The organism is Bradyrhizobium sp. cir1, from assembly GCF_014198245.1.
Classification (GTDB): Bacteria; Pseudomonadota; Alphaproteobacteria; order Rhizobiales; family Xanthobacteraceae; genus Bradyrhizobium.
In genome coordinates this window covers 187,725-207,729 of sequence record NZ_JACIHE010000003.1, presented here as the reverse complement: position 1 = coordinate 207,729, position 20,005 = coordinate 187,725, and the positions used below count along the sequence as shown (strand labels likewise).

The following is a 20,005-nucleotide window of genomic DNA, read 5'->3' as shown; positions in this document are numbered from 1 at the left end:
CAGGCCTCAGGCGCCCGGCGCGGGCGGCGGGGTCAGGAGATAGCCGAGGCCGCGCACGGTCTGGATGATGTCGACGTCGAGCTTCTTGCGGATGCGGCCGACGAAGACCTCGATGGTGTTGGAGTCGCGGTCGAAATCCTGGTCGTAGAGATGCTCGACCAGCTCGGTGCGGGAGACGACGCGCCCGGAATGATGCATCAGGTAGGCCAGAAGCCGATATTCGTGCGACGTCATCTTGACGGGGTTGCCTGACACGCTGACCCGGCCGGTCCTGGTGTCGAGCGTGACGGGGCCGCAGCTCAGCTCGCTCTGGGCATGGCCGGTGGAGCGGCGCAGCAGCGCGCGGATGCGGGCCAGCACCTCCTCCAGATGGAACGGCTTTGCGACATAGTCGTCGGCGCCGGCGTCGAAGCCCTGCACCTTGTCGCTCCAGCGGTCGCGCGCGGTCAGGATCAGGACCGGCATGGTGCGGCCGTTGCGGCGCCAGGCCTCCAGCACCGAAATGCCGTCCTTCTTCGGCAGGCCGATATCGAGCACGACGGCATCGTACGGCTCGTTGTCGCCGAGATAGTGTCCCTCCTCGCCGTCGAAGGCGCGGTCGACGACATAACCGGCGTCCGTCAGCGCTTTGGTGAGCTGGCGATTGAGATCGGGGTCGTCCTCAACAACGAGCAGGCGCACGCTTCTCTCCAGACATAGGCAGCATGAACACGCCCCGAGATGAGCAATTCCGGCGTGAACTGAATATGAACGCGGGGAACCGCCGACGTTATTTTTTGGTCATATACGACCTGTCGTCCGCCAACGCGACTGCGCCCGCCAAGCAAGCCGGACGAGCCGGCGGCCTGGCGGGCGCAATGTGCCGCGTTACGCGGCGATTAGGAAGGCCCGGAGCGTTCCGGTCGGGGCCGTCAGGTCCGGAAGAACACGAACCAGATGACGGCGAGGATCAGGATCGCCAGCCCGGTCGAGATGGCGAGCAGCGCCGCCACCGACGGTCCAGGTTCGCCCTGGCGCGCCTCGGTCGAAGTTTCGACGATCTGACGCTGCTCTCGCGTGGTTGCCATGGTGACCTCAATCTCTGGCTGTCGCCTCCGATGCCGCGAGCTCCTCGCGGCCAGACAAGTCAGGGGCAACGCGTGATCATCCGCGATGTTCCGGGCGCCGGGCCGCGGCGGCTCCGCGCGCCACGCAGGCCCCGCCCGGCGGTTAACGCAGTTGCAAGATTCCGCCCCGCCGCTTGCTATGATTCGGTGTTCCTCGATGGTATTCTCATAGGTCTGTCCCCTGTTGCGTTTGGAGTAGCCCATGGCCCCCCGCGCCAATTGGAAAGGTTTTCTGCGTTTGTCGCTCGTGACCTGCCCGGTCGCGCTCTATCCGGCCACTTCGGATACCGAGAAGGTCTCCTTCAACCAGATCAACCGGAAGACCGGCCACCGGATCAAGTACCTCAAGGTCGATGCCGAGACCGGTGACGAGGTCACGTCCGAGGACATCGTCAAGGGCTACAAGGTCGACACCGACACCTATATCGAGGTCACCAAGGACGAGCTCGACGACATCGCGCTCGACTCCACGCACACGATCGAGATCGACGAGTTCGTGCCGAAGGCCGACATCGACAACCGCTATCTGATCCGCCCCTACTACCTCGTGCCGGACGGCAAGGTCGGCCACGACGCCTATGCCGTGATCCGCGAGACCATCCGCAGCATGGACAAGGTCGCGATCGGCCGCGTGGTGCTGACCAACCGCGAGCACATCATCGCGCTGGAGCCGCTCGAGAGCGGCCTGATGGGCACGCTGCTGCGCTACCCCTACGAGGTGCGCAGCGAGCAGGAATATTTCGACGACATCCAGGACGTCAAGCTAACCAAGGACATGCTCGACCTTGCAAAGCACATCGTGGAGAAGAAGTCCGGCGCGTTCGAGCCCGAGCTGTTCGAGGATCACTACGAGACCGCTCTGATCGATCTCATCAACAAGAAGCGCAGCGGCATGCCCATCACCGCGAAGGCGGCGCCGAAGACGGGCGGCAACGTCATCAACCTGATGGACGCGCTGAAGAAGAGCCTCGCGACCGAGAAGGAAACGGCGCCTGTGGCGAAGGTCGCCAAGGAGGCCGTCAAGGGCAAGAAGCCGAAGAAGCGCGTCGAGGGCCAGCGCGAGATGCTGCTGCCGATATCAGGCAAGGGCGGCAGGGACGCCGCGGCCAAGGCGCCCCCCAAGGAAGCGACCAAGGAAGCTTCGAAGAAGGCCGACAAGCCGGTGCGCGCGCCGGCGCGGGCGAAGAAGGCCAGCTAGCAGCACCCGCCCCGCGATCGCGCTGTGATGTCCCTCCCCTCCGGTCGGCCGGCCTGACATGCCCTGGTCGGCGGCGTTCGACGATCCGGTCCCGCTCCGCAATGGGCGCAGGCTGCGGACACTGCAGGAGGCGGCCGATCACATCATGCAGCTGCCGGAGGATGCGCAGCACACCAGCCACTGGCAGACCGCGATCGAAACCCTGATCCAGGCGGCCGAGACGGGCGGCGGCTGGACGATGTTCGCCCGCATCGCGATGCTGCGGGCGCTGAACGCGGACGCCCACCGCAAATAGCCTCAACAATCCGTTAAGTCGCATCTTAACACCGCGAGGCGCCAAGTCGTCCTACGGAATACAAAATTAACCGTCGATTGCCTTTGCGTACGCCACGGTCGCGCCGTCGATTGAAGCCAAGGTTTGCGCGCGATGCAGCCGGGCGCCTCGCAGCCGCACTGAGGCGCCACGGCAAGGCCGCGTCCGGATGCGCGATCGAGTCCTGATATTGCGGCGACACGGTCGAACGCACCTGCATTGGGTGACGAAACCTTAAATCAAGGAAGGCAGTATATAAGGCCCGAGGTCGAGACCATCCGACCTTGCGCTTTGGCGTGCGCGCACCGCGAAAAACTTAGTGAATCAATTTACCATTCCGAAAACGGCACCAGCCTACGTTAGACGGATGAACAGGAGTTGACGATGGCTTTGCTCAGGTCCTTTCTTGCCGATGAAAGTGCAGCCACTGCTATCGAGTACTGCCTGATCGCCGCCGGCATCGCGCTCGCGATCGTCGCTGTCGTGAACAACACGGGCAGCGCGCTGCTGAACAACAAGTTCAATTCGATCGACGCCGCCACGAAGTAGGCGGCATACCCGGCCCGGTGCAGCCTCCCGAGATCGGCGATATCGTCGCGGCGCGCGGCCCTGCCGGCGCCGCAGACCATGATCTGGGTCAACAGCACAGCGGCGGCGACGGCTAAGCATGGAAGCCGAGCTTTCTGCTGCCGGCCCGTCCATGCCCCCTGACTTCCTGCGCTCCCAACTGAAGATCCGCCGCGTCCACCTCGACACCGGCCGCGAAAACGTCGTCGTCATCTCCAGGCGATCGAAGGCGCTGCGTGCGGAGATCTTTCGGGGCTTCAGCCGCGTCGAGCTCCGCCGCAACGGCAAGGTGCTGCTGGCGACGCTACTGATCACGGACGACGACACGCTGGCGGCCCAGGACGAGATCGGCCTCTCCGAGCCCGCATTCCACCGCTTCGCCGAACCGGTCGGCACGCCGGTCACGGTGACGCCGGCCTCGCCTCCGGAGAGCCTGGAAGCGGTGCGCGCGAAGATCCACGGGCGGACGTTGAGCCAGGCCGAGATCGGCGCGATCATCAACGACCTCGCGCATTATCGCTACTCCGACATGGAAATCGCGGCCTTCCTGATCGGCTCGGCGAGCTTCATCACCAGCGATGAGCTGCTGGCTCTCACCGGGGCGATGGCGAAGGCCGGCACGCAACTGGTGTGGCCCGATCCTGTCGTCGTCGACAAGCACTGCATCGGCGGCATTCCCGGCAACCGCACCTCGATGGTCGTGGTGCCGATCGTCGCCGCACACGGCCTGCCGATCCCCAAGACCTCCTCGCGCGCCATCACCTCGCCCGCCGGCACCGCCGACACGATGGAGGTGCTGGCGCAGGTGAATGTCGGCGTCGAGGAGATGAAGGCGATCGTCTCGGCCTGCAACGGCTGCCTGATCTGGGGCGGCCACGTGAACCTGTCGCCGGCCGACGACGTGCTGATCTCGGTCGAGCGTCCGCTCAGCCTCGATACCCGCGAGCAGATGGTCGCCTCCATCATGTCCAAGAAGATCGCCGCAGGCTCGACGCACCTCCTGATCGACATTCCGGTCGGGCCGACCGCGAAGGTCACCAGCGCGGTCGAGGCGATGCGGCTGCGAAAGCTGTTCGAATTCGTCGGCGACCGCTTCGGGCGCACGGTCGAGGTGATCACGACCGACGGCCGCCAGCCGATCGGCAACGGCATCGGGCCGGTGCTCGAGGCCAATGACGTCATGGCGGTGCTCGGCAATGAGAAGGATGCGCCGCGCGATCTGCGCGAGAAGTCGCTTCGCCTTGCCGCCCATCTGCTGGAATACGATCCGAAGCTGCGCGGCGGCGCCGGCTATGCACGGGCGCGCGAGCTGCTCGACAGCGGCGCGGCGCTGAAGCAGATGCAGAAGATCATCGACGCCCAGGGTCCCTCGACATGCAGCACCGAGCTCGGATCGCTCAGCTTCGACGTCAGGGCGGCACGTGACGGCGTGGTATCCGCGATCGACTGCCTGCGCCTCAATCGCCTCGCCCGCACCGCGGGCGCGCCGCTCGACAAGGGCGCGGGCATTCGCCTGTTCAAGAAGATCGGCGACCGCGTCGAGCAGGGCGAGCCGCTCTATCGCGTCTACACCTTCGACCGGCCCGAGCACGATCTGGCAGCCTCCGCCGCCGCTGCTGAGAACGGCTACGCCGTCAATGGCCACGACGCGCCTCTAGGCAAGACCACCTCGTGAGCACGATCGCGTTCCAGACCCTGCCCTTCGGAACCAAGGCGGCGAAGCGCCTTGCGGCGCGGCTTGGGCTTGCCTGCGACGAGATCGCCCTGCACCGCTTCCCGGACGGCGAGCTGCGCGTCACCGTCGCGCCCGCGGCCGACACCACCATCCTCTATGCCGCACTCGATGAGCCCAACGACAAGCTGATCGCCCTGCTGTTCGCCGCCGAGGCGCTGCGACGCGGCGGCGCCAAGCGGCTGGTCCTGGTCGCGCCCTATCTCTGCTACATGCGGCAGGACATTGCGTTTCATGCCGGCGAGGCCATCAGCCAGCGTGCCATGGGTGCGCTGCTCGCGACGATCGTGGACCGTGTCGTCACCGTGGACGCGCATCTGCATCGCACCAGCGACATCCGCGCCGTCTTTCACGGGATCGAGGCCGAGAACCTGTCTGCGATGCCGGCGATCGCCAACGCGCTGGCGAAGGCCGGCATCGATCCCGCGACCGTCGTGATCGGCCCCGACGCCGAGTCCGAGCCGTGGGTGAGAGACCTCGCGGGACGGCTGGGCTTGCAGCACACGGTGGCGCGGAAGGTCCGGCGCGGCGACCGCTCCGTGGAGATCATGTTTGACGATGCCACCCTGCTCGCGGGACGGCCGGCACTGATGGTCGACGACATCGTCTCCTCCGGGACGACGCTGATGGTCGCGGCGAAGACGTTGAAAGCGATGGGCGCGACCGCCGTCGATTCGGTTGTGACGCACGCGCTGTTTCCGCCCGCGATGGTCGCTGCATTCACCGACGCAGGCATCCGCTCCATTCGCTCCAGCGACAGCGTGCCGCATCCGACCAACGCAATCGCGCTCGACGACATCCTGGCTGCGTCCCTCGCGCGCGAGCTCAACCCGACATTTCCGCCGGAGACCACGACATGAGCGTAACCGTTCGATTTTGCGGCGCCGCCCGCACCGTGACCGGCTCGAGCTATCTGTTCCAGACTCCCACCGGGCGCTTCCTGGTCGATTGCGGCCTGTTCCAGGGACAGAAGACGCTGAAGGCACTCAACTACGGTGCCTTTCCCTTCCGCCCTGCCGACATCCGGGCGGTGCTGCTCACGCACGCCCATATCGATCACAGCGGATTGCTGCCGAAACTCGTGCGCGAGGGCTTCGACGGCCCCATCCTGGCGACACGCGGCACGATCGACCTCTGCTCCTGGATGCTGCCGGACGCCGGCAGCATCCAGGAGTCCGAGGTCGCGCAGCTGAACCGCCGCAACGCGGCGCGCCGATGGAATGAGGTCGCGCCGATCTACACGCAGGCCGACGCCACCGCATCGATGCAATCGTTCCGCGCGGTCGACTATGAACGCTGGACCGACGTGATCCCCGGCGTTCGCGCACGCTACTGGAATGCCGGCCATCTGCTCGGCTCCGCCTCGGTCGAGCTGGAATTCGACCAGGCCGGCCGTGAGCGGCCATTGCGCGTGCTGCTTTCCGGCGATGTCGGACCGGAAGCCAAGCTGCTGCAGCCCGATCCCGAGGCCCCGGTAGACCTCGACTACGTCATCTGCGAGTCCACCTATGGCGACCGCGTGCGCGCCGTCACCACGCCCGAGCAAAGGCGGCAACACCTTGCCAGCGAGATCCGCGATGCGGCGGCCGCCAGGGGCGCGCTGCTGATCCCGGCCTTCGCGGTGGAGCGGACCCAGGAGCTGATCGTCGACATCGTCCACCTGATGGAGCGCGGCGAAATTCCGGCGGCGCCGATTTTTCTCGATTCCCCGCTCGCGATCCATGCGACCGAAGTCTTCCGCCAGCATGCCGCGTGCCTCGATCCTGATGTCGACGTCGACCACCTGCTCAACTCGCCGCATCTGAAATTCACCGAGACGGTCGCCGAGAGCAAGGCGATCATGCGCCTGACCGGCTTCCACATCATCATCGCCGCCAGCGGCATGTGCGACGCCGGCCGCATCCGCCATCACCTCAAGCGCTGGTTGTGGAACGAGCGCGCCACCGTTCTGCTCACCGGATTCCAGGCGCAAGGCACGCTCGGCCGCTTCCTCCAGGACGGCGCCAAGGCGGTGCGGATCCAGGGCGAGGAGATCCGGGTCGGGGCTCGCATCCGGATGATCGACGAATATTCCGGACATGCCGACGCCGCCGGCATTGCCGGCTGGATCGCGGCGCGCCGCCCGATCGCGCGCGGCCTGTTCCTCACCCATGGCGAGCAGGACGCGATCGCCGGGCTTGCCGAGCGGCTGGCCGAGCGCATCGTCCCGGCCGCAAAGATCTATCAGCCGGTGCTGGACGACATCTACGAGCTCGCAGCGGCCGAGCCGCGCGTCCTCGACGTCGACCATCGTCGCCGCCTCGCCCCCGACGCCGTCACGCATCTCGACTGGCACAACGAGATGTCCGAGCTGATGCTCGACATCAGCGACAAGGTCGCAGCCGCCGCCGACGACCGCACCCGCGGCGTCATCATCCGCAGGCTGCGGAGGGCGTTGAACGAGTAGAGGGATGCTCATTTTCATCTGCGGACACGCCTTCGCATCCTCGCGGCTTGTTTCGCCCGAGCTTTGCTCTCTGCTCTTGCCCTCTTCAAAGAAAGGGCGCAGGGAAGGCCGGGCGCCGGCTGGCACCCGAAGTCCCGTGTGCAATAAGAACGCGCACGGGTTGGACCACAGGTGATGCCGGTCGCCCGGCCTTCCCTGCGCGGTGGTTTTAACGGTGTCCTTCGTGCTCTCCCCGGGGAGCGATGCACTATTGCCCCCGTCGCCTTGCAGATGACTGATGCGCGGGCCCGGTCGGACCACAGGCATCACCACGAGACTTGACGCACAGACCCCGGGCGTCAGGACCACACGTCTATATTTTGTCATTGGGTGAGACCGGCCAAGACTACAAAAACCCTTTGAAACAAGCACTTTCCGATTAGCCTGTTGCAGGGGCGCTTCGCGGGTTTCGTCAAATCTAGGGCCAGGCCCTAAGCCACTCGATCCCTTCCACGGACGCCGAGAGGCCCAAGGCCCGGCCCTATTGGTCCAAACCCATTGGGAGTCTGAAACCAACATGGATGCTACCACGACAATCGAGCCTGCGGGCAAGCGCGGTCGCAATGGCGGCGTCGTGCTGACCGACCGCCTCTGCGAGAAGCGCGTCGCCAAGCGCGTGAAGATTTACGACCGCAAATGCCCCGGCCTCTACGTCAGCGTCATCCCGGCCGGGGTCGCGACCTTCTTCTTCAAGTTCACCGACCGGGCCACCGGCAAGCAGCGCTCCAAATGGCTCGGCCTCCACAATCCTGCGACCTTCCCGGTCGAGCAGGCCCGCACCGAGGTTTATGCCCTGAGAATGCGGATCGGCAACGGCGAGAACATCGCCGAGAGCTTGCGGCAGCAGAAGGCGCAGAAGGCGAAGCAGGGCAAGACCGTCAGCGAGATCATTGACGAGCGGATCGACTGGATGAAAACGCCGGTCAAGAAGCCCGATGGCGAGATGCGGCCCCGGATCGAAAGTTGGGAGAGCGTCGCCAGCCATTTGCGGCGCTTCATCGGGCCCCGGCTAGGTAAGAAACTCGCCTGCGAGGTCACCAAGCAGGACATTGCCGCGCTGTCGAAGGACATCGTTGCGGGCAGACACGGCGGCAAGCCATCGGTCAGCAACGCCCGCCACATGCGGCGCGCGGCGTCGGGCCTGTTCAATTGGGCGGCCGAGCCCGAGCAGGACTATGTCACCGCCAGCCCCTGCATCAATCTCGGCAAGCTCGACCCTGAGCATCCGCGCACGCGCGTTCTGTCCGAGGACGAGATCAAGACTTTCTGGCACGGCCTCGACCGCGACGACATGCCATGGGATCGCAGGACGCGATTGGCGCTCAAGTTCGAGTTGGTCACCATGCTGCGCTCGAATGAACTGCTCGGCGCGCACCGGAACGAGTTGTTCGACCTCGACGGCGAGCATCCGCGCCTCGACGTGCCGTTGAAGCGGGTCAAAAAGCGCCGGGTGATCCAGCAGCCTTTGTCGAGCCTCGCGGTCGAGATCGTCCGGGACGCCCTCAAGGGCAGCAACAAGGATTTCGTTTTCGCGAGCCCGCTCGACAACACGCCGCTGAACCGCAGGGCGATGGGAACGGCGCTGCGCGGCACCAAGCAGAGGAAGGATGGCAAGATGGTCACCAAGACGCCCGGCATCTGCGCGCTGCTTGGCATGAAGCCGTTCACGCCGCACGACCTGCGCCGGACGGCGGCGACCCTGGCGGGCGATCTCGGCTTTGACGATGCGTGGATCGCCAAATGCCTCGACCACGCCGCGAGCAAAAAGGGCGACGTGATCGTGCCGACGGTGACCGGCAAGGTCTACAACCACTCCAAGCGGATGAAAGAGAAGCGCGCGGTGCTGGACGGCGTCGCCGCCGAGTTGCGGCGGATCATCGCCGAGCCGGTGACCCAAGCTGACACCGGACTGCGGCTCGTCGCCTGACCGCCGCGCTCTGATCGCCTGATCGTTGGCCCGATCCCGCGTCGCCGGGGTCGGGCTTTTTTCGTGGGTCGATCGCGCTGTAACTGTGGAAATCCGAGTGGCAGGCGTGTGCTGCACGCAATCGGTGCGCGTATGCTGCCGGTGCAGTCGCCCACGCCGGAGAGCGGCGACATACCGGATGAACTCTGACACTGCTAATGAAAGATGATCACGATCCGCGCCTAGTCGCTCAAATGTGGGCCACCCGCCGCCTGATTTGGTTGGCATGGGCCGCACTGCTCATTGCCCTGACAGGACTATACGAGGAGGGAATTTCCTTCGTATCCGTTGCGGTATTCGTCGCATCTATGGCGCTGAGCATCGCCATCGTCATGGCCGAGATCGAGCGGGGACAGCCAGCCAGTGATGCTAGCTGGCAGAAGTTCAGGGATCAGCAGCGAGATCGCGGACGGGTGGACTGAACGAATGAGCGATGATCGGATTGAGCGTGTCGCGCGGGCGATGTGCATGGCGGATGGGAAGGACCCGGACAGGCAGGAGCCGACCGGACGAATGGAGACCGTGCGGGAAGGCAGTGCACACGTGCTCAGGGAGGCGACCGAGAGCGCATGGCGGAAGTATGAGAATGAGGCGCGGCGGTTCGTTGCGGCTCTCGACGCTGCCAACGCAGGCCCATCTAGCTAAAGCGGATTGCCAACTTCGGCTATGAACGCCTCGATCGCTTGCGTCCTGCGGAACCATTCGCCGCGAATATGGTCGGTGGCAAATTTGCGGTGAAGCTCTTTCTCTATTGCTGGCGTGCCCTTGATGACAGCGAGAACCTTCAAAGTGTGATGCGAGGACGTTTGAAGCGTTGAACGTCGATCATCAACGTCGGTCGCAAAACCGATCTTCACCGCTGTCGCGTCCTCCACCATCCCGATCACGTACACAAAACCGCGCTTCGGACGTTTGGGTTTCGGCGGTGCAGTCTCCGCCAACCATCGCTCAACATCGTCATAGGCTTCGCTAAACGGTGTGCCCGCACGTCTCAGTGCCTTGCCCGAAAGGTTGTGCCCTTTCAGCCATGCTGCATGCGCCGCCTTTATGCCTTCAAACAGCCAGAGCACGTGCTCCCGAGAGTTAGCTTTTGCTTTGGCGACATCGCGAGCCACCACATCCATCAGTTGGCCGACGTCGATGACACCGGGGCACACCCAAGGGCCAAATTTTTCCATTCTCCGAGCCCCTTTTCACGGTCGAGACCACGAAAATATAAGATGAAGCCAACAGCAAGCATCGATCGCGCTGCAATTGCCCACAGAAAACCTGATAGCGTGGCTCAGTGTCCCCATCGTCTTGCGGCATGACCACCATCGCCGATATCCGCCCTGCCGCACCGCGCTCGCTGATCTCACCGCCGTTACCTTCGAGAGCGCGCCCCCGGGCTACGTTCCTGGCGGCGTGGGTCGGCGGTTTTCCCTGTCTAAGCGCAGCGAGGCCGATTTCGAGGCGTGGCGCGCCGTTTCGCCGCGCGCCCGCTGCAACGTTGAGGCGAGGCTTGCCCGGGCTGGATATCCGGGCCATTCATCCACATGTCATAGTTGGTCACTACTCCAGCAAAGTCGCTGGGCTCAGAGAAGGCTTGTCGGCCGGACGAATTGGAGCGCGCGCCTGCTTTGCGGCACCGCCGCCAGACTTGTTCAGGACGCTATGAGCGTGCTGATATCGAATGCCCAAGCGCCGAGCGATCTCGGCGGTGGTCAGGCCCTCACGCGCAAGAGAGCGTATCTGGTCGGAAGTCGTCATTGTGCCCCGCAGCGGCACAAGAGTTCGGGTTCGATCGAGGTCGGCGGGCGGCTTCAAATTGTCCGCGCGATGGACGCTGTCGGCAGCAACGCGCAATTGATCCTAGATCAGCCCGTTTCCAAGGAGGTCGGCGTCTACGCCTTCGCCCGTGAGGACGCCGTGCTCTATGTCGGCGTGGCGACAATGGGGCTCGCTCGGCGGCTATACCTGTACACAAAGGCCCGGCCTCGGTCAGATCACCAACCAGCGGCTCAATGAAATGCTCAAGAGCGAGTTGCGGCTCGTCCCGCATATCGACGTCTATACGGCGGTGCCACCCGATTTTGAGTGCAACGGCCTGCCGGTACATGGCAGTGCTGGGTTGGAATTGGGCCTGATCAAGAAATACGATCTGCCTTGGAATGTGCGAAGTGCTCGGTGATGACCGACGAGGGTTGGCATCGCGCCTTTGACGATCCGATCTCGCTCCCGGATAGCCGCAAGCTGATCACCCTGCACGACGCCGCCACCTTCATCACGACACGGCCCAAGCGCGAGCACGACGCGCCGGAATGGCAGGCCGCGATCGAAGCGCTGATGCTCGTGGTCGAGCGCGGCGGGCCCTGCCATGTTCGCGCGGATCGGCGTGGTGCCTGCGCTCAACCGCGATCACAAGCCGCGACGGAAGAGGATGAAGACGTATAGGGTCGTCATGCGAAAGACCCTCCGCTCCGTCTTTCCTCGACTTCTTGCGCGAGCTTGATCCAATCGGCGGCAAGCCGAAGCCACGCCTGTTTGTCAACCTCGTGGACAGCCTTGGCCGCCAGTTGACGGCACTCCTGCGCTTGTTCGCGAAATCTATCTGCATCGGTCTCGATCATCGCGCTGAGAGCATGCATCCAAACCGCCCCCGCGACGATTGATGTATCTCAATGCCGGTCCACGCGCGGTGGAAGTCGGCCTTGGCGCATGCACCCTCATCCGGCAGCGAGATTGTCCTTTAAGGGTGATCACGTCGGAGCGCGCGAAAGATGCAAGATTGAGCGATGGCCTGAAGTAAGACAGTGCAGCTAAACACCGTTCTCCAAATCTTGTTCGAGAACAGCGATGGCGAGCTTGAGGCGCTGGATTTCGATCGTCTGCTCCTCGGCGCCATAGGGGACTTCGCCTCGTTCGACGCGAGCAAGATGATGCCTGTATGTCGCGAGAAGCTGCTCTTGGTATTCACGGACGCTGATCATTTTCGATGCGTCTTCTTAGTTCAGTTCCATCCTCTTGCAGGATTTCCTCGGGGTACATAGTGCAAGGACTGTTGAGATCGACTTGACGCACTTCCTAAAATTAGACGCCTGTCTTTGCGCAGGTGCCAAAATCCGTATGCAGCGGCACCGGCTCCCGCCTTCCGGTTCCATCAATAAGAACACGCTGGAACCGATCCAATCGCAAGTGGGGCCGCCCGTGCTCATAATCAGGCGGCCCCTGCCGACCACTTGCAATGACCCTGCCCCTCGACAGAGGCCGGTGATCAACAGTGCTGTGATAAGCCAAGTCGGGCTCGCCAATACATTCCGGAGGAATACCGAGGAGAGCCAAGGATTCCACCGCGCTTTGGCCGGGTCCTCCGGGGCGGAACTTTTTGCGCGGGGACGCGCGACGGCCCGATCTTCGTATATTTGCCGCCGCTCTCTTCCGACTTTGTTCCGCTAGGTAGTCTCACGATATCAGCAGGATGGAACCGATGAGCGGGCTGGAACGGGCATGGAGGGAATGGCAGTCGCTTTCGCGGCGGGACCGGGCCGCGTTCATCGCGCTGCTCCGTCAAGACTGTGCCCGGCAGCGCGCGGCAGCGGTGCGGCGACGCGGGGGCGAACGTGGCGGAAGGCGATCGCAGCTCGCGGACGTGGCGCTGAGCGAGACGGACCTCCAACGGCTCGGGCTATAATCGTCACCTATGCGTTCGAGCGGCGGAGGCTACTCCGGCTTGCCGGTAAACTCCGGTAAATGGCCGACAGGGCGTTTACCGGGGCAAAGAGCAAGTGGCGGTCAATTAGGTACGAGAAGTCTCGACGACCTCCTCTGATCAGTGAAGTCGGGTCAGTGGGCCATAGCGGACTTGATGTGCTCAGCCTGAGTTCTTCGCATTTTGACCCTTATGAGACATTCAACCGCGTGGACAGGCGTGCAAAATCGATTACGCTTTGGTTGAGTGCATTGGGATCAGGGGCCGCGAGGTGGCATGATGAACAAGAACATCGAGTCTCGTTGAAGCGGTTCTTCCCGATTGATGGGAGCTTGCTGATGGTGACATCACGTGAAATCCGACTGAAGAACCGCCCGGTTGGTATGCCAACGGCCGATGATTTCGAGTTAGCCACCGTTGAACTACCGACACCAGTCGAAGGCCAAGTTCAGGTCCGCAATATTTGGATGAGCGTTGATCCGTACATGCGGGGCCGGATGAATGATGCCCCCAACTACGTGCCACCCTTCGCTCTTGGCGTCGCCATGCAGGGCGATGCTATTGGTGAAGTCGTACAATCCAACGATCAATCACTTAAGCCTGGCGATTTAGTCCAAAGCATGAACGGTTGGCGGGAGGCCTTCAATGCTCCGGCCAACAAGGTCCGCAAGTTGGACACTCACGGCTTGCCGCCCGAAGCCTTCCTCGGTGTGGCCGGGATACCTGGCTTCACGGCGTACGTTGGGTTGCTGCACATCGCAGACCTCCGAGAAGGCGACGTCGTCTTCGTTTCCGGTGCCGCAGGTGCTGTTGGTTCAATGGCCTGCCAGATCGCGAAGCTGAAAGGCCATAGGGTAATCGCCTCCGCTGGAGGAGTAGAAAAGACTGCGTTTGCGAAAGATGAGCTCGGGGTTGACGAGACAATTGACTACAAATCCGTTCCAGACCTGACTGCCGCGCTCGCTATGGCCGCCCCTGATGGCATCGATGTCTATTTTGATAACGTTGGCGGTGAGCACCTGGACGCGGCGCTCGCTAACGCAAAGACATTTGGCCGGTTTGCGCTGTGCGGCATGATTTCAGACTACAATGCGGCTTCGCAGCCGATGGGTGTGCGCAACTTGCTTATGGCTGTTACCAGAAGTTTGCGTCTGCAAGGCTTTGTCATCTTGAACTACGTGAACTTGCAGTCTGCCTTCGCAAAAGATTTGGCAGCTTGGCATGCAGTAGGCAAGATCAAGTGGCGTCAGACCGTTTTCCATGGTGTCGAACAGGCACCGCATGCTTTCCTTGGATTGTTTAGCGGCGAAAACATTGGGAAGATGCTGGTCAAACTGAGTTGACCAAAACCCGTCTACCCCGCGGGGGCGGGCGCTGCTGGGGCACTTTGTCGATCTGAGTCAAATGCCAGCAAGAATGTCGCCTGTTGGCCCTTCCCCGACCAGGGTTGAGCCCATTGCGAGGTCGGCTATCGGCGGGAGATCGGACGGGGGTCGCGCTCGACAGATGCGCGGCGGACAGGAAGGAGCACCACCTATCCGCCGCGCCGAACGCGCCGCCTGCCGTGCTCGACGCGACCGGCGGCGCATCCCGGAAGCTGGCCTAGCCTGCATCGGCGCTGGACGCGGCGATCAGTTTCACCCCGAGCAACGCCTGCGGATCGAGATCAGGCCGGTGCAGGATCGGCCCGCCATCGGCCGCTTGACGCCAACATAGCTCGGCTTCCTCGCGCTCGATGATCAGACGATCGGCGAGAATTTCCGCTTCCGCTTGGCGGCGCTGATCGGCGTCCAGAGCGTTGGCGTCGTCGGCCGTCGCGTCGATCTCGGCGTCTAGCCTGCGGATCAACTCGTCCTGATGCAGCCATGCGAGCAACCCGAGCGCGTCCGGAATTTCGAAAAACGCGATCGCCTCCGGCGCAACGTTCAGAACCCGAGCCGGGATGCTGCGGGTCGCGAACCTGACCGGCTCACCGAAATCGACAAGTTGATCCGCGCGCGGCCGACCGCTTTCCGCCATTACGGCGATCTGCTGCCGCATCCGCTCTTTTGCGAGATGGCTAGGCCACGGCGCTGTGATGATCCGTTGGCGATCAGCCTCCAACTCGCGGCTGCGATGTTGAAGCCGCGCGACGGCATCAGCGGGGTTCTCGCCCTTTTTCAATTGAACGTCGATCGGATGCATCCCGATCGTCGTGCCGGATGGCGTCGCCTTGATCCAATTCTCCACTTGGCTGACCAAAGTCGAAAGAATACGGAGCCGTGCGCCGTGCTGGTCTTGCAGTTTCTTGAGCCGCGCAAGCTCTGCTTCCTGCTTGGTCAGCGCTGCCCGCTCGACCGTGACGCGCGGATCGTCGTCATCCAAGTTGAAACCGGGCTCGGTGAGGCCGATCCCGACGCCGCGCGGCGCGCGAAGTTGGGCGATGCGGCTGCGGCGGCGTTGCGCCTCCTCATGCAGCGATTGCCACTGCTCGAATGTGGCGCGCCCAAGGATGGCCGCCTCCTCGCGCTCTTGCCGCAGCCTGTGCAGCCGCTCCGCTGCTGGCTCGGGCAACGTATCGATCGGATCGCCGAAGTTTGAAAAAAGAACCGTGGACGTAAAGCCGGGAACGATGCCCGCGTGCAGCGGCGAACCGGGAGCCGCAGCGGGAAAGCCGGAATTCTGAGATCGCGCCATGATAGCCTCACTCGATGATCGATGACGCAATCAGACCTTGCTTCGTTTGCAATGAAATCAGGGGAGCCTGTTGCAAACCGTTACGCCGGAAATGATTTGATTGATCCTTCGAGCCTTGAGACATACGGGCCAAGCCTTGAAAATTCGCCACAGTAGTTGTCGATGAGGATCGCGATGGGGACACTCAGGGGCGGCGCGCGCATGCCGCCAAGCGCCCGCCTCGTAGCGGGCCAAATCGCGTTCGATGCATTGCGACTGCTCGTTTCGAGTACGATCTGCATAATAGCGCATCGCGTACTCCCCGATCAGATCGTCCCGCTCGGCGAGGGCGGCTCGTGTCGCCCAGGAGCGCGCGCCAGGCTTCAACCGAAGCATATCCGCCAACCGCGCCGCGTCGGCTGCATCGAGCGAACCATCGCGGAGGGCTTTCAGCGACGCAGGGTCGAGGCGCAGCGGCACGGTCATGGCGGCACATCCCCATTTGCCAGCGGCAGGCACCGGTTAGACGTACACCCTACTGGTATACTGAGTAGTGTTACTGTGGTGGGACAGTGAAAGCCCAAAAATGGCCGCGGCAGTCCCGCTACAGGAACGCAAACGTGACTTTCTTGCATCACGGTCCCATTACAGGAACGCATGTGCGCTTGTGGCGGGACAGCGCGTTTCTGTGGTGGGACTGTTGTTTGATTTTTCATGGAGCGGTTCCTTTTGCTGTCGCCCTTATGTCGCGCCCGGTCCAGCGCATGAAATCCTTGGTCGGCGGCGCCAAGATCGCGGTGGTGTCATCCGGGAATTCTGTCAGCAGCCATTCGGCGGCGACGCGCCCTTTGACGGAAAAGCCGGATCGTCTGCTGATCCTGATGAAGCCTCGGTCTTGCAGTTTCTCGAAACATCGTTGAGCGGTTGAATGGCCGACGTGCAGTGCCTTAGCCGCTTCGCGAACGCTATAGGGGATTTTCCCGTTGTTCGACGAGGGCCCGCGATATCGGCGCGCGATCTCGACGTAGAGAGCGCGGCAGTTGCCGTCGAGCGATTGCCAAGCGGCGGATGCGAGCATGTATTCGGGCAGCCGGACGTAGCGGTCCTTGCCGCGACGGCCGTTATGATAAGCGCGGCGGTTGGTCACGATCGGCCGCCCCGCATCTGACAAGCCCAGCCGCGGCCCTCGCGACCCACCGTGCCGAGCGCAAGCGCGACGTCGTGCGCACGCCCGCCAACGCCGCTCATGGCGCGGCCTCCGGGTCATCGTCCTCCTCATCCTCATCGGCATCCGTGAAGTCACCGGATTTCTTTTTGGCCTTTTGTTTCTCTGCCCGCACACGAGCGAGTTGCGTCCGATCGAGCACGATCTGGATTGCATCGTCCCAGCGGAGATCGCCGTGCGTATCGAGGACTGCGCGAACCTGTTCCGCTAAGTCTCCTGGAACTTCAATTTCGCTGTCCTCGTCCTCGAACTGCTCCTCTAGCTCCTCGAACCTCTCCCGCAATTGCTGGCTGCGATGGAATGCGTGATAGGTACGCGCAAGCAGATCATCGTCGGGGATAACCTTTCCGAGGCCATACTCATTAAGCTTGCGTTCGATCATTGCGATCAGGGCGTCGCTCGTCATGGCGTTCAGCTCGGCGCGTTCATGAAGCAGGATGGCGATCTCCGCCTCCGTGGCACCATTCTTCGCGAGTTGAGCGCACAGCACGTGCGGCTTTGTCTTGGTGGCTGCGGCAGGCTCTCGCTCAAGGCCCGCGATGTCGCTAAGCCGCAGCCCGAGATCGATCACCTCGAAGGCGCTTAAGAACTGATAGCGCCGGGTATCGCGCTGGAGCGTTCCGAGGATCAGGAGGCCGGCAACGTCGAAGTCGTGCAGCACGAATAACGGAACGCCGTGATCGCCACAGACGTTGTCGACCAACTGCCTCGCCGCAGTGACGGATACGCCCTTTGTGGAGATGATCATCAGGTCGTAACGATTGGCGAGGTTCACCGTCTTGAACAGCGGGTTGAAGCCTTCCTTTTCGCAGAAGAGTACTGCGCTAAGGTTCCCAGATGGACCGATGATGTCGATGCCCGCGTCGGCAAAATCTGCCGACACGATCTCCGGCTCCTTCACTCTGCGTAGATAATTGCCGACCTCAATCGTCCCGCAACCGATGCGCCGGTTGGTGTGCGGCTCCTCGAAATGACCACGCGCATCATAGACGACATTCCAACCGACGCCGTGCTCCTCGATGTAATTGGGCAAAAGCGTTTGCGAGAAGTAGTTGTATGCAAGTTCCTTATCTTCCGTCATCGCCATGATCTTGGGACGCGCTTGATAGAAGATTTGCCGCGCCGAAGCGGGCAAGGTGCCGTGGCCGCTCGCGGCCATGTAGGCTTGTTCGAGTATCGCCCACGCGGCCTCTTTCTGCGTCGTGCGCGGCTCTCTGGTCATGCGCGAGGTTCGATAGCGAATGTTGCCGGGATGCCGCTCCTCCGATTTCTTCTGTCGCGTCCATTTGCCGGTTGCTGTCTCTACCGCATCGACGATGTCATGGGCGATGCTGCGGGGCCGAGCCGATTTCTGTTTCTCAGTCATCGGGCTGCTCCACGTCGTCGGTGAGGATGATCGAGCTTTTGCCGCGATCGGCGTATTGGATGTAGGCGGAGGCCAGATGCAGGGCGCAAATCACCGGTTGGCTCGCATTGGCCCGCACCTTGGCGAGCGTGTTTTCCAGCCCCTCGCCAGTCGATCCGAAGCGGCGGAAAGGATTGTTGATCCCGACGCTCCAGTTGGCGCCGGTGACGAATTTGCGAGATATAGCGACACCGTCTCGGGACAGCCCTGATTGATGCAGCCCGAAGGCAAACTCGACGATGTAGGGAATGCCGTCGCTGGTCATGCCTTTGCGGCATTGATACTTGAAGGTCTCAGGGTTGCCGCCGGCTGCCAGGAACCTCTGCTTGAGATGCCCAATGCCGATGACGCCAAGATGCTTGGGCGCAACCGGCTTGCTGTACTTCCGCATCGCGCCGAGCAACTTGGCGATGCCCACGCGGTTGACTTGCTCGACGCCGAAGAACTGCGCCAGCGATTGGTGCGAACAGCCTACCTCCGCCAGTATCTTGCGCTGAACGGCAGTCCCGGAGAGCCCGCGAAACTCGGCAATGAACTCGCGCACCGTGCGGCACCGCCCGAGGTCGCGATCTCTGGCCACATGCGCGGCAAGATAACGCTGCAGCCTTGCTTCATCATACCAATGGGGGCTGGTCGGATTGCGCGGCCGCCACTTCTCCCAGTCGGGATCGGTCGCCTTCACGTTGATAAATTCGCTCCCGAACCAGACACCGCGCAAAGTCAGGTGCGGATTGAACCAAGCGTAAGCCTCAATGAGGCGTTTGAATTGGTCCTCCGCATATTCCAACAAACCATCGTTCGGCGGCCACTTGATCGTGAGCTTGGTCCCGACCTTGACCTGAGATTTCGCCGTGGTGTGGATGATCTTTGGCTGGTTGTTGATATGATCGACACGGAACTCGATCTGGTGCTTGACGCCGCGGGTCTCGATGATCGTGATCCCTGCCGCGTTGGCATTGCTGCCAATCTTGCGATCGAGCACATAGCCCATAGCCAGAATGGTCTTTAGCGCATTGCCTTGCGCGCCGCGGGTCGGAGAGACATATGCCTCACGGCTGGAGACCCGGATCGTATAATCGAGGATCGACTTGATGGTCTCGGTGTCGATCCCGGCCGCGTTGTCTTGGATGATGATCGTTCCTAGTTCGACGATGACCGTGATGTCGGGCGCAACCTCCGCCTCCTCGCAGGCGTCGAGAGCGTTGTCGACGAGTTCTTTGCCCACCACGAGCAGCCAATCATAGAGCGAGTGTCCGGTCTGGTTCTGGAGCTCACGCTCGCTGCAGAACTCCATCAGCCGCGAGACTTTGAAGGCGACACGGGTTAGTTTCGGCTCGGCCATGGACTTGCCGCGAGCGGTCCGCTTGGGGTTTGCCACAATTTGTAAAGATTGAGGGTGGTTGCTCGGCTTTTTAGCCGGCTCAACGTCCACAGGCTCGGCGGGGGAATTGGAATGATTGAGATCGTTCATAGCCCGGCTCCCCACTTGCGAGGTTGAGGTTGACCGGAGTATGAGGGGGGCCGCTGAAGGTCCCGACCACACCGGTCGGAAATCACGTTTGACGCCGCTCCTGCTTGCCCCCAAGCAGGGCGGCGTTCTCTATCTGCCGGCGGTCGCGGTGGGCTCCGTCGCTGCGGACTTACGTCGGCGACGCGGCTTCGATT

Annotated in this window: 20 protein-coding genes; 11 read left to right on the top strand and 9 right to left on the bottom strand. The window is 62.7% G+C overall.

Annotated features, from left to right (window positions below):
- Positions 1 to 6: 6 nt before the first annotated feature.
- On the bottom strand, positions 7 to 681 hold the full coding sequence (locus tag GGD63_RS09370) for a response regulator transcription factor (RefSeq protein ID WP_011085905.1): 675 nt from the start codon (positions 679 to 681) through the stop codon (positions 7 to 9).
- Positions 682 to 911: 230 nt separating this feature from the next.
- Entirely contained in the window at positions 912 to 1,067 is a 156-nt protein-coding gene (locus GGD63_RS09365) for a hypothetical protein (protein WP_183241076.1), read from the bottom strand.
- Between the two features lie 241 nt (positions 1,068 to 1,308).
- On the opposite strand from GGD63_RS09365, the gene GGD63_RS09360 reads away from it, so the two are divergent.
- From GGD63_RS09360 to GGD63_RS09325, 8 genes are all read left to right on the top strand, one after another.
- Positions 1,309 to 2,304 (top strand): Ku protein, encoded by a 996-nt coding sequence (locus GGD63_RS09360; RefSeq protein ID WP_183241073.1) that lies wholly within the window; start codon positions 1,309 to 1,311, stop codon positions 2,302 to 2,304.
- Between the two features lie 58 nt (positions 2,305 to 2,362).
- Positions 2,363 to 2,599 (top strand): hypothetical protein, encoded by a 237-nt coding sequence (locus GGD63_RS09355; protein ID WP_183241071.1) that lies wholly within the window; start codon positions 2,363 to 2,365, stop codon positions 2,597 to 2,599.
- A gap of 402 nt (positions 2,600 to 3,001) precedes the next feature.
- Positions 3,002 to 3,166, top strand: a complete 165-nt coding sequence (locus tag GGD63_RS09350) for a Flp family type IVb pilin (protein ID WP_018647793.1) — start codon at positions 3,002 to 3,004, stop codon at positions 3,164 to 3,166.
- A 151-nt stretch (positions 3,167 to 3,317) separates the two neighbouring features.
- Complete coding sequence (locus GGD63_RS09345) at positions 3,318 to 4,859, top strand: thymidine phosphorylase family protein (RefSeq protein ID WP_183241620.1); 1,542 nt, start codon at positions 3,318 to 3,320, stop codon at positions 4,857 to 4,859.
- Positions 4,856 to 5,776, top strand: coding sequence for a ribose-phosphate pyrophosphokinase (locus tag GGD63_RS09340; protein ID WP_183241069.1), 921 nt, complete (start codon positions 4,856 to 4,858; stop codon positions 5,774 to 5,776). The genes GGD63_RS09345 and GGD63_RS09340 overlap by 4 nt, the downstream gene beginning before the upstream one ends.
- The gene (locus tag GGD63_RS09335) at positions 5,773 to 7,362 is read left to right on the top strand and encodes an MBL fold metallo-hydrolase (protein WP_183241067.1); all 1,590 of its coding nucleotides are present in this window, start codon (positions 5,773 to 5,775) and stop codon (positions 7,360 to 7,362) included. Before GGD63_RS09340 ends, GGD63_RS09335 begins: the two co-directional genes overlap by 4 nt.
- A 556-nt stretch (positions 7,363 to 7,918) precedes the next feature.
- Entirely contained in the window at positions 7,919 to 9,328 is a 1,410-nt protein-coding gene (locus GGD63_RS09330; RefSeq protein ID WP_183241065.1) for a site-specific integrase, read from the top strand.
- A gap of 197 nt (positions 9,329 to 9,525) precedes the next feature.
- Positions 9,526 to 9,789 carry a hypothetical protein gene (locus tag GGD63_RS09325; protein ID WP_183241064.1) on the top strand — a complete coding sequence of 88 codons (264 nt, stop codon included), beginning with the start codon at positions 9,526 to 9,528 and terminating at the stop codon, positions 9,787 to 9,789.
- Between the two features lie 219 nt (positions 9,790 to 10,008).
- Here the strand turns inward: GGD63_RS09325 and GGD63_RS09320 are convergent, their stop codons facing one another.
- On the bottom strand, positions 10,009 to 10,545 hold the full coding sequence (locus GGD63_RS09320; RefSeq protein ID WP_183241062.1) for a GIY-YIG nuclease family protein: 537 nt from the start codon (positions 10,543 to 10,545) through the stop codon (positions 10,009 to 10,011).
- A 737-nt stretch (positions 10,546 to 11,282) separates the two neighbouring features.
- Between GGD63_RS09320 and GGD63_RS09315 the strand changes: the two genes are divergently transcribed.
- Together GGD63_RS09315 and GGD63_RS09310 are read left to right on the top strand one after the other, a co-directional pair.
- Positions 11,283 to 11,537 (top strand): hypothetical protein, encoded by a 255-nt coding sequence (locus tag GGD63_RS09315; RefSeq protein WP_183241058.1) that lies wholly within the window; start codon positions 11,283 to 11,285, stop codon positions 11,535 to 11,537.
- Entirely contained in the window at positions 11,537 to 11,800 is a 264-nt protein-coding gene (locus GGD63_RS09310) for a hypothetical protein (protein ID WP_312013121.1), read from the top strand. The genes GGD63_RS09315 and GGD63_RS09310 overlap by 1 nt, the downstream gene beginning before the upstream one ends.
- 365 nt (positions 11,801 to 12,165) lie before the next feature.
- Here the strand turns inward: GGD63_RS09310 and GGD63_RS09305 are convergent, their stop codons facing one another.
- Positions 12,166 to 12,336, bottom strand: coding sequence for a hypothetical protein (locus GGD63_RS09305; RefSeq protein ID WP_183241057.1), 171 nt, complete (start codon positions 12,334 to 12,336; stop codon positions 12,166 to 12,168).
- 1,057 nt (positions 12,337 to 13,393) lie between these two features.
- On the opposite strand from GGD63_RS09305, the gene GGD63_RS09300 reads away from it, so the two are divergent.
- Positions 13,394 to 14,398: an NADP-dependent oxidoreductase gene (locus GGD63_RS09300; RefSeq protein ID WP_183241054.1), complete on the top strand. Its 1,005-nt coding sequence runs from the start codon at positions 13,394 to 13,396 to the stop codon at positions 14,396 to 14,398.
- Positions 14,399 to 14,657: 259 nt separating this feature from the next.
- Here the strand turns inward: GGD63_RS09300 and GGD63_RS09295 are convergent, their stop codons facing one another.
- From GGD63_RS09295 to GGD63_RS09275, 5 genes are all read right to left on the bottom strand, one after another.
- Positions 14,658 to 15,731, bottom strand: coding sequence for a hypothetical protein (locus tag GGD63_RS09295; RefSeq protein WP_183241053.1), 1,074 nt, complete (start codon positions 15,729 to 15,731; stop codon positions 14,658 to 14,660).
- A gap of 57 nt (positions 15,732 to 15,788) precedes the next feature.
- On the bottom strand, positions 15,789 to 16,196 hold the full coding sequence (locus GGD63_RS09290; protein WP_183241051.1) for a hypothetical protein: 408 nt from the start codon (positions 16,194 to 16,196) through the stop codon (positions 15,789 to 15,791).
- Positions 16,197 to 16,422: 226 nt separating this feature from the next.
- Positions 16,423 to 16,857: a hypothetical protein gene (locus tag GGD63_RS09285; RefSeq protein ID WP_183241049.1), complete on the bottom strand. Its 435-nt coding sequence runs from the start codon at positions 16,855 to 16,857 to the stop codon at positions 16,423 to 16,425.
- Positions 16,858 to 16,954: 97 nt separating this feature from the next.
- Complete coding sequence (locus GGD63_RS09280) at positions 16,955 to 18,301, bottom strand: hypothetical protein (protein ID WP_183241047.1); 1,347 nt, start codon at positions 18,299 to 18,301, stop codon at positions 16,955 to 16,957.
- A complete protein-coding gene (locus GGD63_RS09275; protein ID WP_183241045.1) occupies positions 18,294 to 19,811 on the bottom strand; it encodes a hypothetical protein in 1,518 nt (505 codons plus the stop codon). The genes GGD63_RS09280 and GGD63_RS09275 overlap by 8 nt, the downstream gene beginning before the upstream one ends.
- Positions 19,812 to 20,005: the final 194 nt, after the last annotated feature.